We start from the raw sequence: 12,808 nt of genomic DNA on the forward strand, positions 1-12,808 counted from the left end.
TTCTTACAGTTCGCTGATCGCGCTGCTTAAGCTCAGACGTTCATCTTCGTTTAATGGGATAAGAGGAAGACGCACTGAACCGACATCAAGGCCTTTCAGCTGAAGAGCTGTTTTCACAGGAGCCGGGTTAGGCGCTTTAAACAGTTCCTTCATAATCGGCAGCAGTTTCTGGTGAATCAGTGCCGCGTTAGCTGTTTGCCCATTTGTATAATTTTTGATCATTTGCTGCATATCAGAGCCTACTATATGGCTTGCGACTGAAACGACACCTCTTCCTCCTACTGACAGAACAGGAAGCGTCAAGGCGTCATCCCCAGAATAAACGGAGAAATCTTCAGGCGTTTCCGCAACAATTTTTGTAATCGCTTCGAGATCTCCGCTCGCTTCTTTAATCGCAACAACATTCGGAATATCTGCCGCCAAACGGATTGTCGTCTCAGGAGCAAGAGAAGCAACGGTGCGGCCCGGCACATTGTACAGCATAACCGGAAGAGATGTTTCAGAAGCAACAGCTTTAAAATGCTGATACATTCCTTCTTGTGAAGGTTTATTATAATACGGCGTAACAAGCATCACCGCATCTACGCCTGCTTCCTCAGCTTTTTTGGTCAGCTTAATGGAATCTTTCGTATTGTTGCTGCCAGTACCCGCAATGACAGGCACCCGGCCGTTCACTTCTTTGACCGTATATTCAAATAGCGCTATTTTTTCTTCTGTTGAAAGGGTTGGAGATTCTCCTGTTGTTCCCGCTACTACTAAAGAATCTGTTCCGTTTTTCAACAAGTAATCAATCAGTGTAGACAACTTTTGAAAGTCTACATTCCCTTTATTATCAAAAGGTGTAATCATAGCTGTAGACACATTTCCGAAATTCATTTTTTTCACCTCATCATGATTCAATCACATTTACTTAGAAAGTTCAAACACTTCATGCAAAGCGTTTACAGCAGGAACCATGTCCTCTTCATGGACAAGCACCCAGATGGTCGTGTGGCTGTCCGCCGACTGCAGAATAGGAATCTCTTTCTCTGATAAAGCTGTCACAATTTTAGACGTTACACCCGGGACGCCCATGATACCGGCACCGACCGCCGAAACTTTTGCACAGTTTTTCGTCACCATCGGGTCATAACCCATATCCATTAAGATGCGCTGAGCTGTTTCCGTCTTGTTCCCAGCCACCGTATAAACGATTTCACTAGGTGTAATGTTAAAGAAATCAACGCTGATTCCTGCACTCGCCATCGCTTTAAAAACTTCAGTCTGAACGTTATACTGACCGATTTTTGAAGGCACTTTGAACTGTGTGACATCTTTGACATGGGCAATTCCGGTAATCAGCCGTTCAAAAACATCACTGCCGACATTGGAAGAATGATGTGATGTCACCAATGTGCCTTTATCTTTGGAATATGTTGAGCGGACGCGAATCGGAACCTTAGCCTGCATCGCAATCTCCACAGCTCGCGGATGAATCACTTTCGCTCCCTGGTACGCCAGGTTGCAGATTTCTGTATATGTTACCACAGGAAGCGGTTTCGCGTTTTCCACTACTCTCGGATCAGCAGTCATCACACCTTCAACATCTGTGAAAATATCGATGTATTCAGCGTCAATTGCCGCCCCAAGTGCAGCTGCAGACGTATCGCTGCCCCCTCTTCCGATCGTTGTTGTATCGCCCTTTTCAGTAGCGCCTTGGAATCCTGCGACGACTACTGCGTCATGATTCGCAAGCACACTGAATAAACGCTCCGGTTTCATTTCAAGGATTTTCGCATTTGTATGCTGATCATTCGTTAGAAAGCCAGCCTGAGCCCCTGTCAGTGCAGATGCTTTTACACCGTTATCCAGCAGCATGCTCGTAAAGACGACAGAAGAAATCGTCTCTCCGCATGATAAAAGCAGATCCTGCTCTCTCGGGGAAATCGCAGACTGGTCGCCGTAAAGCAGTCCCAACAGAGAGTCTGTTGCGTACGGATCACCCTTCCGGCCCATCGCAGAAACGACAACGACAACCTTATATCCTTCACTGATTGCTTCTTTAATGTGCTCTAAAGCCAGTTTACGGCCTTTGTCATCTTTTACAGATGTCCCGCCAAACTTCTGAACAATTATCTTCACTGTTTTCACTCCAAATTATTCGGACGTAACAGAAGAGAGCAGGCTATTTGCGCCTTACTCTCTTCTATTCGTCTTTGGGAAATTCTTTCTTTTATACGAGGTTTAGTTTTTTCAGGCTTTCTGCAATTTGAACAGAGTTCCATGCCGCGCCTTTTAATAGGTTATCAGAAACTACCCATAAATGAAAACCGTTTGCTCTGTCCAAGTCTTTGCGGATGCGGCCTACAAACACATCGTTTTTGCCGACTGCATCGGCAGGCATCGGATAAAGCTGCTGGCTCGGGTCGTCCTGAAGTGTAATGCCAGGAGCTTCTTTTAATAGATTTTTAATATCTTCCACAGTAGCGTCATCTCGGTCTACCTCGATGTAAACGGACTCTGAATGGCCGGTTTCAATCGGAAGTCTCACACATGTAGCCGCTACTTGAAGCTCAGGCATGTGCATGATTTTTTTCGTTTCATTTATCATTTTCATTTCCTCAAACGTATAGCCGTTATCTTGGAATTTATCAATTTGCGGAATCGCATTGAAAGCGATTTGATAGTGTATTTTATCCCCTTTTACAGGCATAATCTCTGGTTTGATTTCTTCGTTGTTCAAAATCGCCTCTGTTTGGCTGTACAGCTCTTTTACTGCTTCATTTCCCGCTCCTGATACCGCTTGGTAAGTTGATACGATAACTTTGTTTAAGCCGTAAGCTTTGCGGATCGGTTCCAGCGCAGCCACCATTTGAATTGTAGAGCAGTTAGGGTTGGCAATAATGCCTTTGTGTTCGTGCAAGTCTGCCTCGTTAACTTCAGGCACAACAAGCGGTGTATTTTCGTCCATACGGAACGCACTTGTATTATCTATAACAATAGCGCCGCGTTTTACAGCTTCGGGTGCCAATGCCTGTGATACGCTTCCGCCGGCGCTGAACAAAGCAATATTTACTCCTTCAAAGCTTTCAGGAGAAGCTTCCTGTACAGTCAGCTCTTGGCCTTTAAATGTGACTTGGGTGCCCGCAGAGCGTTTTGAAGATAGCAATGTAAGTGTGTCCATTTCAAAATTTCTGTCTTCAAGTGTTTTAAGCATTTGTTGTCCTACAGCTCCTGTCGCTCCGACAACAGCTACGTGTAAACCTCTTCCCATCTGTAAAACTCCTTCCGCCAATCAGCTTCATTGAATTGATTTGACTATAATTTTACGTTTTATTTTACCATAGAATATGCGGGTGATGACCGAATTTTTTTGTTTGGGAAAGATTTTCTGTATATTTAGTCATTTCCCTGATAATTATCAACGAGAATCGGCTGAAGCTGCTGATGCATCAGCGCCTTTTCAACGGTTTGAGGAAGCAGATCCATTTTGGCAACCATTGAATTCGGTTTTTTGAAGGGATCGTCTTGCCCAAATGGAATAAAAAAGATATTTTTGGTAGACATGAGCCTCATTAGGTTAGTGCCGTTTAAACCGAGAGCGTCATTTGTTGATATACCGAGAACGACCGGCCGATTGTTTCTGATTGTTGCTTTTGCAGCCATCAGTACAGGGCTGTCTGTCATAGCGTTGGCCAGCTTGCTCATCGAATTTCCGGTTAAAGGCGCAATTACCATGCAGTCCAGCGGAAGCTTTGGCCCGAGGGGTTCAGCCTTTACAATTGAATCAATTGCCTCATATCCGGTAAGGTCTTCAATCTTTTTAACCCATTCCGCTCCTTCTCCAAAGCGTGTATCAGTCGATTTTACAGTAAATGTGACAACCGGCCGGACTTCCGCTCCTTCATTGACTAGCGCCTCAATTTGCGGAAACACCGCTTCATATGTGCAATGCGAGCCGGTCAGTCCAAATCCGATTCTTTTCCCTTTTAATGACGACATTCTTATTTCCCCTCCTCAGCATGTAGTTCAGCCAAAAGCTTGCTCAAGACATTGGCGAGGATCTGCCCTGCTGTTTTAGGAGCGACAATCCCCGGCAAACCAGGGGCAAGGAGTGCCTTAATCCCTTGTTTTTCAGCATATTTAAAATCGGTTCCGCCGGGACGTGAAGCCAGATCCAATATTAAGGTTTTCGGTGTCATGCGAGAGAGCACAGTTGGATTCAAAATCATGCTCGGTATGGTATTAATACAAATATCTATATCTTTGACATGCTCTTTGAGTTCATCAGTGTGAAACGGAACGAGCCCCATTTCGGTAATGCGCGCCAGATGCGCTGAACTTCTTGCCCCGACCTTTACATTCGCCCTAAGCGCGGCAAATGTACGGGCGATCGTCATTCCAGTGCGTCCCAGCCCGAGAACCGCCACCTGAGATCCGTGTATCGTATAATCTGTGTGCTGAATGGCCAGCATGATGGTTCCCTCTACTGTCGGAATAGAATTGTATATCGCAATGTCATCCCGCTCAAACAGCTTAACAAGTTTTCTGTTTGCTTGAGCCGCAATGTTTTCTAAATAGGCGTTAGAAATCCCTGAGAAAATGACACAGTGTGCAGGCGTTTGGTCGAGGTGCTCCTGTTTTAAAACAACTTCTTCATTTGAAAATACGGTTGATACGACACCTTCTCCTGTTGTCGCAGACACAGGAAGAATGATACTGTCTATTTGCTGATAAGGAATTTCATCAATGTTGCATTTTACAGCTCCGGTAAAACCGTGATCCAATTGGTCAAAACCGACGAGATAGATGTCAGCCTGCTGTTCAGTGAGCTTTCTAATAATTTCGAGCTGTCTTGCGTCACCGCCGATAACTGCAATTTTCAATCCGGTTAACATGTTAAACGTTCACCTTCTTTGTATATACTGGATCCCTAGCTGTTAAGCTCCCCTTCATCTTATGATCAAAAGGAAATAGCGGTGAATTAAAACATACGCTTTTTTCACACAAAAAAACATCGGCTGACTCAGCCGATGTTTGGATGTTTTCATGAAAGCCCATAACCTGCAGAGTTGGGCCTTTTCTATAGTTACTCTTGGTGAGGAGAAATTTCCTCAGGGACATCTAAAATGATCATATCTGATCCGATCTTTTGAATATGATTCCAGGGGACACGAATGTCTTGACCGTGTTTTCTCAAACCAAACCATTTGACTGTCGGAATGAGGAGCGCTGTGATCTGACCATCCTGTTCATTGATTTCTAAATCGGTCTGACCCAGTACTCCCAGCCGTTCAGCTCTTTTGATGTCGACAATTTCCTTCCCGGATAATTCACTGAGCCGCATCTCTGTCACCCCCTTGTACTATGTATGATCAAAAGGATAAAAAAATGCCTGCTCCGTTTCAGGGCAGGCATTTCGGATTTATGACGGCATATTGCCGGAAGGGCTGATAAGAGCCAGAGAATAGTCATTCGTAAACATTTGTCTGGCAAGACCGTTGACACGTTCTAAGTTTACAGCGTTTAATTCATTAATAATTTCGTCTAATGTTTTGTGTTTTCCGAGCAGCAGTTCATTTTTACCATTTCGGCTCATTTTGCTGTTCGTGCTTTCTAAGCTCAGCATCAAGCTTCCCTTCATTTGCTCCTTGCTGTTTTCCAGCTCTTTCGGCGTTATGCCGTCGCGCTTTAATGTTGCAAGGGTTTCTTGAATGGTTTCTGACAGCTGCTGAAGTTGATTTGCACCTGTTCCGCCATAAATGGTGAGCATGCCGCTGTCCTCATATGAGCTGTGATAGCTGTAAACAGAATAAGCGAGCCCTTTATCTTCACGAACATCTTGGAACAGGCGGCTGCTCATGCTGCCTCCGAGCACATTATTAAGGACGATCAAATCATAAATTTTTTCATGACCGACTTCCAGCCCTTTAAATCCCAGACATAAATGGGCTTGTTCTGTTTCTTTTTTTCTTGTGAGTTTTTCTGTATGGAATCCGGGCTTCTGTAGACCTGTCGCTTTGCCTTTTGCCTCGTATGATCCGAACCATTTTTCTACATCTTTTATAAAGCTTTCTGATATATTACCCGCTACAGAAATAACGACACGGTCCGGCGTATAATAATCATGCATGTATTGTCTGAGAGAGTCGCCGTTAAAGGAATCAAGCGTTTCCTCTGTGCCTAGAATCGGATAGCCTAGAGAATGATTCCCGTACGTGGCTTTGCTCAGTAAATCATGAACAATATCATCGGGCGCGTCTTCATACATTTTTATTTCTTCGTAAACCACATTTTTTTCTTTTTTCAGCTCGTTTTCATCAAAAGTTGAATGAAAGAACATCTCTGCTAATACGTCAAGTGCGTAATTCGCATGCTCATCAAGCACCTTTGCATAATAGCAGGTATATTCCTTTGAGGTAAACGCATTGACCTGACCGCCAATACGATCAAAAGATTCTGCTATCTCACGTGCAGATCTTGTGCTCGTCCCTTTGAAGAACATATGCTCCAAAAAGTGGGAAATCCCATTTATCTCCGGCGTTTCGTGCCGCGAGCCTGTGCCAATCCAAACGCCGATCGCGACAGAACGGACTGTCGGGTTATTTTCAAGCACAACTCTTACACCATTTTGACACGTATATCGTTTAATCAAATTTGTTCCTCCTATTCAAAGACTAGCTGCCTGCCCTGTTACTTCAACAGTCTTGTTTCATCCATTAGTTCAGTGACTGTTCCAATCGCATATCCTTTATCTTTTATCTTTGTAATCAGCGCTTCAAGACTTTCCGCCGTGGGATCAGTCGGATGCATTAGAATCATGGCACCATTATGTATCTTGCTTAACACCCGGGTTTGAAGTGCAGACGGAGCCGGTTTTTGCCAGTCGATTGTATCAACTGTCCACATCACCGTTCCCATATGTTTCTCAGCTGCAATGTCAACAACCGCTTTCCTGAAACTCCCGCTTGGCGGAGCGAACCATTTCGGCTTGACGCCGAGCGTTTTTTCTATTTGCTCATTCGTCTTGTCGAGCTGTTCGGAAATTCTTCCTGTAGTCAGTTTGCTCATATCCGGATGATTGTATGAATGATTTCCGATTTCATGTCCTTTTTCCGCAATCTTTTTAGCCAGCTGTTCATTGTTTTTCACCCAATTGCCTTCCAGAAAAAACGTAGCCTTCACGTTATGCTTTTGAAGGACAGGGAGCATTCTTTCCAAATATTCGTTTCCCCATGCCACATTAATTAAAAAAGCCACCATCGGTTTTTCCGGATTCCCTTTGTAAATAGGCTCTGGCTGAAGAGACTCAAGATGAACGCTTGGTTTTACTTGACTGTACACTAAATCGTTTTCCCGAAACTCACCGTGCTTTTTCATTTTTTTATATGATTTTTCAATATTGACCTTTAAACCATTGTAACCGGGAATGCTTTTCCACACCTTGTCTATTCTTGCATTCTGAGGCTTTACTTCATAATCTGGCGCCTTTTGAAGCAATTCTTCATATAACGGGTCTTTGGACGCCGAGACGGTCACCGTATCTTGTTTCATTGCCCCTATATAATCAAGTGTGTGCGGATTTTTCATCATCTCGAATGAAACAAAAAAAAGAAATAGAAAAACGGCAAACGGTACAAATTTTTTGTACATGTTCTGTCCCCCCTCACCTCACATTATGAAGGAGAAGGACAAGGTAGAACCCGCTTGCTTTTTAAAGCGTCAAAATAAAGAAGCCGGGTCTCCCAGGCTCCTTTTATGTTTTCATTTAAGATTTTTGTTCTTCTTTTTCTTTCTCTTCACGGAGCACAGCTTTACGAGACAAGTTGACCCGTCCTTGCTTATCGATTTCAGTAACCTTCACAAGAATCTCGTCTCCGATTTTGACAACATCTTCAACTTTTCCTACGCGCTCAAGCGCAAGCTCTGAGATGTGCACCAAACCGTCTTTTCCGCTGAAAATTTCAACGAAAGCGCCGAACTTTTCAATTCGTTTCACTTTACCTAAGTAAAGCTGGCCGACTTCAACCTCTCTGACGAGGTCTTCGATGATTTTCTTCGCTTTTTGGTTGCTGCTTTCAACTGTAGACGAAATAAAGATTGTGCCATCCTGCTCGATATCAATTTTAACACCGGTCTCTTCGATGATTTTATTGATTTGTTTTCCGCTAGGTCCGATGACATCGCGGATTTTATCAGGATTAATAGCCATTGTTAAAATCTTAGGCGCATATTGAGAAAGCTCTTTTCTTGATTCGCTTAATGTAGCAAGCATACTGTTGAGGATTTCCATTCTTCCTTTTTTCGCCTGCTGAAGCGCTTCTTCAAGAATCTCTCTGGAGAGGCCTTCAATTTTAATGTCCATTTGCAGCGCCGTTACGCCCTTTGCAGTTCCGGCAACTTTAAAGTCCATGTCTCCAAGCGCATCTTCCATGCCTTGAATATCAGTTAGAACAGTATAATGTTCGCCTGATTTGACAAGTCCCATTGCAATACCTGCGACTGGTGCTTTAATCGGTACACCGGCATCCATCATCGCAAGTGTGCTTGCACAAATACTTGCCTGAGAAGTGGAACCGTTTGATTCAAGCACTTCAGATACAAGACGGACAGTATAAGGGAAATCTTTTTCAGACGGAATAACAGGCTCAAGCGCACGCTCACCAAGAGCTCCATGTCCGATTTCACGGCGTCCCGGTCCGCGCATCGGTCCAGTTTCCCCGACGCTGAATTGCGGGAAGTTGTAATGATGCATAAACCGTTTCGATTCTTCGACACCTAAACCATCAAGGATTTGCACATCTCCGAGAGCACCTAACGTACAAACGCTGAGAGCCTGGGTCTGTCCTCTTGTGAACAATCCGGAACCGTGTGTTCTCGGCAAGAGGCCAACCTCAGAAGAAAGCGGGCGGATTTGATCGACTCCGCGGCCGTCAGGTCTTACTTTCTCTTCAGTAATCAGGCGGCGTACTTCATTTTTGACAAGCTTGGACAAAATCTGTTTGACTTGTTTGATTGTTTCCTCGTCATGCTCATCATCCTCAAATTTTGCCACTACTGTGTTTTTCACTTCATTAATGGCATCTTCGCGGGCATGTTTTTCATGAACCTGGATTGCTTTCAGCAGATCTTGCTCTGCTAAAGCCTTAACTTTTTCACTCAGCTCTTCATCAATTTCATAAAGCTTAATTTCTGATTTTTCTTTGCCGACAGCTGCAACAATTTCTTCTTGGAATGCAATCAGGCGCTTAATCTCATCATGGCCGAACATAATCGCTTCTAGCATCGTTTCCTCAGGAACTTCGTCTGCTCCTGCTTCCACCATGTTAATTGCATCTTTAGTTCCGGCAACGACAAGATTGATATCACTTTTCTCAAGCTGATCAACCGTCGGGTTAATAACAAATTGATTGTCAATGCGTCCGACAGTTACCCCTGCAATCGGCCCTTCAAACGGGATGTCTGATACAGAAAGTGCAAGCGATGAACCGAACATAGCAGCCATTTCTGAAGAACAGTCTTGATCAACACTCATGACGATGCTGATGACTTGAACTTCATTACGGAATCCATCGGCGAACAAAGGCCGGATCGGACGGTCGATTAAACGGCTCGCCAAAACGGCTTTTTCACTTGGACGTCCTTCTCTTTTAATAAACCCGCCAGGTATTTTACCTACCGCATACAATCTTTCCTCGTAGTTTACAGTAAGCGGGAAGAAATCAAGCGGTTTCGGTTCTTTTGAAGCGGTTGCTGTACTGAGTACTGCTGTATCGCCGTAGCGAACCATAACAGCACCATTTGCCTGTTTGGCAAGCTGGCCGGTTTCAACAGTAAGCGTTCTTCCGGCCCAATCTATGGTAAAGACGTGTTTTTCTTGTCCCATACGATTACGAACTCCTCTCTTCGTTGTGTGAAATAATCAATTACTCCTATTATGAACGAAATGGATTGAACATATCAATGTCAAAGTAGTATGTAAAAGGATTTCAATGATTGGTTATGAAAATTTTTTCGCTTTTATACGATAAAAAAGCGGGAATCCTCCCGCTTTTTACGATTATCGACGTAAGCCTAGTTTGTTAATTAACTCACGGTAACGAGTTACGTCTTTATTACGCAGATACGTAAGAAGATTACGACGCTTACCTACCATTTTAAGAAGACCGCGACGTGAATGGTGGTCTTTCTTGTGAGTACGTAAATGCTCGTTCAAGTTGTTAATTGAATCAGTTAGGATAGCGATCTGAACTTCTGGAGATCCAGTATCAGATTCGTGTGTTTTAAACTCGCTGATGAGTTGGTTTTTACGCTCTTGAGTAATTGCCATCCTGTTTCACCTCCAAATAATATTTAGCCCCAGTTACCTAGCAACCGTCGGTGACTTCGGATTGCCAAGCAAAGGTTTTAAGACTACGAAAACTATCATACTAAAAATCGAGCCTATATGCAAATATTTTAGAATAAAATTTGTGTGCGCTGCATGTTATTTCCGCAAATTGCTGAAATAACGGATCGCTTGCTGCTTATCTTTCTCAATTTGCTCTGTTAATTCTTGAATGCCGTTGAACTTGCGCTCGCTCCGAATTCGTTTATACCATTCAATTTTTATAGCGGCTCCGTATACTTCTTGATCAAAATCAAATAAATTGACCTCAATTGAAGGCTGTTCCGGACGTTTTTCATAAAACGTCGGCTTATAGCCGATATTGCAAACGCCGTTGTAAATCTCGCCGTTTATTTCCGCCTTGACGGCATATACACCGGTCGGCGGGACAATATAGCTGTTATTTAAGCCGATATTGGCCGTCGGAAACCCGATTGTCCGCCCTCTTTTATCTCCGTGAATGACAATTCCTTTAATAAAGTAGGGCTGTCCAAGCAAGACATTGGCCAGTTCAACGTCTCCGTTTTGAAGTGCAGTCCGAATATAGCTGGAGCTGATTTTTTTATCCTGCTCCGTCAATTTTTCCACCATTGTGCAATCAGCTTTTCCATCTAAATCAATGGGCATCGTTTCCATTGTTCCTTTGCCGTATTTTCCGTACGTAAAATCAAAGCCTGCCACTGCATGCTGTACATTAAGGCCTAAAATATACTTATCAACAAACTGCTTAGGAGTCAGAGAAGCAAACACTTCATTGAATTTAACGACATACAGTATCTCCGTGCCTAATTGTTCAATTTGGCTGATTTTATCTTCAAGAGGGGTAATCAGATCCTTTGGTTCCTGATCCCTGCCCAGCACATGGGAAGGATGGGGATGAAAGGTCATCACGGCTAATGTCAGGTCCTTTTCTTCAGCTATCTGTTTAGCTGTGCCGATTACCTTTTGATGCCCTAAATGAACGCCGTCAAAATAACCTAACGCCATAACAGACTTTGGCTGCTCCTCTTTGATTAAATGATGCGGATGTGTAATATGTATCGTCTTCACAGAACGGTCACCTTTTTTCTATTGTTCGCTTTTTTGCATCAATACTTTTGCCGGCTTTAACAGCCCGTGTTTTGTAGGATGAGGGAAATAAATCGCCAGACAGCTTCCGGATTCCGTATAGACTGCGAGACGGTCATCACTTGTCAGATCCGAGAATTGTTCTGGTGTTTCAAGCAAAGCCCCATTTTCTACTTTCTTAGCTAATGTATCACTTATGATCCATTTCGGCAAATGATTGAGCGCACGTTCAATAGAGACTGTATGCTCTGCTACAGTTCCGGACTCGGCTTGAGCTTCCAGCTCTTCAAACGTAAAGCATTTATCAAGAGAAAAGTCACCGGATGCCGTACGGATCAAATGAGACATATGAGCCGGATATCCGAGCTTTTCGCCAATCATAACCGCCAATGTCCGCACATAGGTTCCTTTTGAACATGTTACTGTAAACCGGAAACTCGCTGTCTCTCCATTATGTTTAACCCCTGTAGTGAGCACAATATCTTCAATGGTAATAAGACGTTTTGGCCGTTCTACTTCAAGTCCCGCTCTTGCATATTCATATAATTTTTTGCCGTTTACCTTTACTGCGGAATACATCGGGGGAATCTGTTCTTGTTGTCCCTTTAAACTGTTTAAAACCTTTTCTATTTCTGCTTCATCAACAGCTTGATCTACTGGCTTTGTTTCAACGGTTTCTCCGGTTTGATCCTCTGTCGTCGTTGAAACACCAAGCGTAATTTCAGCATCATATGTTTTAGACTTCTCAGTTAAATATTCGACAATTTTTGTAGCCCGGCCCACACAAATCGGAAGCACACCTGATACCTCAGGATCAAGCGTTCCCGTATGTCCGACTTTTTTTGTTTTAAGCAGCTTCCGGATCTTCATGACACAATCATGTGATGTCATGCCGACCGGTTTATGTAAAAGGAGAACTCCGTTAACCATATGTCTTTCACTCCTTCTGTTGTGAGGATTTTCTTCAAAACGCAGAAAAGAGGACAGACGACGAACGCCTATCCTCTTCATTTGTTATTCAGACGGGTTCTCTGAATTCAATTGGTGAATCAATGTTTCGATTCGATTTCCGTAATCAATTGATTCATCGAACTCAAATTCAATTTCAGGCGTTTTACGAAGTCTGATGCGGCTGCCGATTTCAGAGCGAATAAACCCTTTCGCCTTAGCAAGCCCTTTCAGTGCTTCCTCCCTTTTTTTCTCGTCTCCGAGAACGGAAATATACACCTTTGCAATTTGTAAATCACCTGATACACGTACATCCGTTACTGTCAGAAAACCAATTCTCGGGTCCTTCAGCTTTCGGCTGATAATATCACCGAGCTCTTTTTTCATTTGCTCGCCGACACGGTTTGCTCTCATACTCAATTCAAT

13 protein-coding genes are annotated in these 12,808 nt (G+C 43.6%); all 13 read right to left on the minus strand.

Going from position 1 to position 12,808, the window contains the following annotated elements; all coding sequences use genetic code 11:
- Nucleotides 1-3: 3 nt before the first annotated feature.
- The 13 genes from dapA to rbfA all read right to left on the minus strand — a co-directional run bounded on the left by dapA (nt 4) and on the right by rbfA (nt 12,802).
- On the minus strand, nt 4-876 hold the full coding sequence (gene dapA / locus UJ203_RS06295; protein WP_024121442.1) for a 4-hydroxy-tetrahydrodipicolinate synthase: 873 nt from the start codon (nt 874-876) through the stop codon (nt 4-6).
- Between the two features lie 30 nt (nt 877-906).
- Nucleotides 907-2,121, minus strand: a complete 1,215-nt coding sequence (dapG, locus tag UJ203_RS06300; protein WP_024121441.1) for an aspartate kinase — start codon at nt 2,119-2,121, stop codon at nt 907-909.
- Between the two features lie 91 nt (nt 2,122-2,212).
- The gene (gene asd, locus UJ203_RS06305; RefSeq protein ID WP_322009192.1) at nt 2,213-3,253 is read right to left on the minus strand and encodes an aspartate-semialdehyde dehydrogenase; all 1,041 of its coding nucleotides are present in this window, start codon (nt 3,251-3,253) and stop codon (nt 2,213-2,215) included.
- Nucleotides 3,254-3,378: 125 nt separating this feature from the next.
- Nucleotides 3,379-3,981 (minus strand): dipicolinate synthase subunit B, encoded by a 603-nt coding sequence (dpaB, locus tag UJ203_RS06310; RefSeq protein ID WP_044155854.1) that lies wholly within the window; start codon nt 3,979-3,981, stop codon nt 3,379-3,381.
- A 2-nt stretch (nt 3,982-3,983) separates the two neighbouring features.
- On the minus strand, nt 3,984-4,877 hold the full coding sequence (dpaA, locus tag UJ203_RS06315) for a dipicolinic acid synthetase subunit A (protein ID WP_322009196.1): 894 nt from the start codon (nt 4,875-4,877) through the stop codon (nt 3,984-3,986).
- A 191-nt stretch (nt 4,878-5,068) separates the two neighbouring features.
- Nucleotides 5,069-5,326: a YlmC/YmxH family sporulation protein gene (locus UJ203_RS06320; RefSeq protein ID WP_010334291.1), complete on the minus strand. Its 258-nt coding sequence runs from the start codon at nt 5,324-5,326 to the stop codon at nt 5,069-5,071.
- Between the two features lie 78 nt (nt 5,327-5,404).
- On the minus strand, nt 5,405-6,634 hold the full coding sequence (locus UJ203_RS06325) for a pitrilysin family protein (protein ID WP_322009199.1): 1,230 nt from the start codon (nt 6,632-6,634) through the stop codon (nt 5,405-5,407).
- A gap of 38 nt (nt 6,635-6,672) precedes the next feature.
- Nucleotides 6,673-7,632, minus strand: coding sequence for a polysaccharide deacetylase family protein (locus UJ203_RS06330; RefSeq protein ID WP_322009201.1), 960 nt, complete (start codon nt 7,630-7,632; stop codon nt 6,673-6,675).
- Between the two features lie 115 nt (nt 7,633-7,747).
- Nucleotides 7,748-9,865, minus strand: a complete 2,118-nt coding sequence (pnp, locus tag UJ203_RS06335) for a polyribonucleotide nucleotidyltransferase (protein ID WP_095713847.1) — start codon at nt 9,863-9,865, stop codon at nt 7,748-7,750.
- 174 nt (nt 9,866-10,039) lie between these two features.
- The gene (gene rpsO / locus UJ203_RS06340; protein WP_003154182.1) at nt 10,040-10,309 is read right to left on the minus strand and encodes a 30S ribosomal protein S15; all 270 of its coding nucleotides are present in this window, start codon (nt 10,307-10,309) and stop codon (nt 10,040-10,042) included.
- 156 nt (nt 10,310-10,465) lie between these two features.
- A complete protein-coding gene (gene ribF / locus UJ203_RS06345) occupies nt 10,466-11,416 on the minus strand; it encodes a bifunctional riboflavin kinase/FAD synthetase (RefSeq protein ID WP_322009206.1) in 951 nt (316 codons plus the stop codon).
- Between the two features lie 18 nt (nt 11,417-11,434).
- The gene (gene truB, locus UJ203_RS06350) at nt 11,435-12,364 is read right to left on the minus strand and encodes a tRNA pseudouridine(55) synthase TruB (RefSeq protein ID WP_322009208.1); all 930 of its coding nucleotides are present in this window, start codon (nt 12,362-12,364) and stop codon (nt 11,435-11,437) included.
- A gap of 84 nt (nt 12,365-12,448) precedes the next feature.
- Nucleotides 12,449-12,802 carry a 30S ribosome-binding factor RbfA gene (gene rbfA / locus UJ203_RS06355; protein WP_010334286.1) on the minus strand — a complete coding sequence of 118 codons (354 nt, stop codon included), beginning with the start codon at nt 12,800-12,802 and terminating at the stop codon, nt 12,449-12,451.
- Nucleotides 12,803-12,808: the final 6 nt, after the last annotated feature.

Source organism: Bacillus sp. V26 (genome assembly GCF_034296245.1).
GTDB lineage: Bacteria > Bacillota > Bacilli > Bacillales > Bacillaceae > Bacillus > Bacillus halotolerans.

Excerpts from the sequence above, each read along its gene's own strand:
- dapA (WP_024121442.1), bottom strand. The coding sequence starts at position 876 with ATGAATTTCGGAAATGTGTCTACAGCTATGATTACACCTTTTGATAAT.
- asd (WP_322009192.1), bottom strand. The coding sequence starts at position 3,253 with ATGGGAAGAGGTTTACACGTAGCTGTTGTCGGAGCGACAGGAGCTGTA.
- dpaB (WP_044155854.1), bottom strand. The coding sequence starts at position 3,981 with ATGTCGTCATTAAAAGGGAAAAGAATCGGATTTGGACTGACCGGCTCG.
- dpaA (WP_322009196.1), bottom strand. The coding sequence starts at position 4,877 with ATGTTAACCGGATTGAAAATTGCAGTTATCGGCGGTGACGCAAGACAG.
- UJ203_RS06320 (WP_010334291.1), bottom strand. The coding sequence starts at position 5,326 with ATGCGGCTCAGTGAATTATCCGGGAAGGAAATTGTCGACATCAAAAGA.
- UJ203_RS06330 (WP_322009201.1), bottom strand. The coding sequence starts at position 7,632 with ATGTACAAAAAATTTGTACCGTTTGCCGTTTTTCTATTTCTTTTTTTT.
- pnp (WP_095713847.1), bottom strand. The coding sequence starts at position 9,865 with ATGGGACAAGAAAAACACGTCTTTACCATAGATTGGGCCGGAAGAACG.
- rpsO (WP_003154182.1), bottom strand. The coding sequence starts at position 10,309 with ATGGCAATTACTCAAGAGCGTAAAAACCAACTCATCAGCGAGTTTAAA.
- truB (WP_322009208.1), bottom strand. The coding sequence starts at position 12,364 with ATGGTTAACGGAGTTCTCCTTTTACATAAACCGGTCGGCATGACATCA.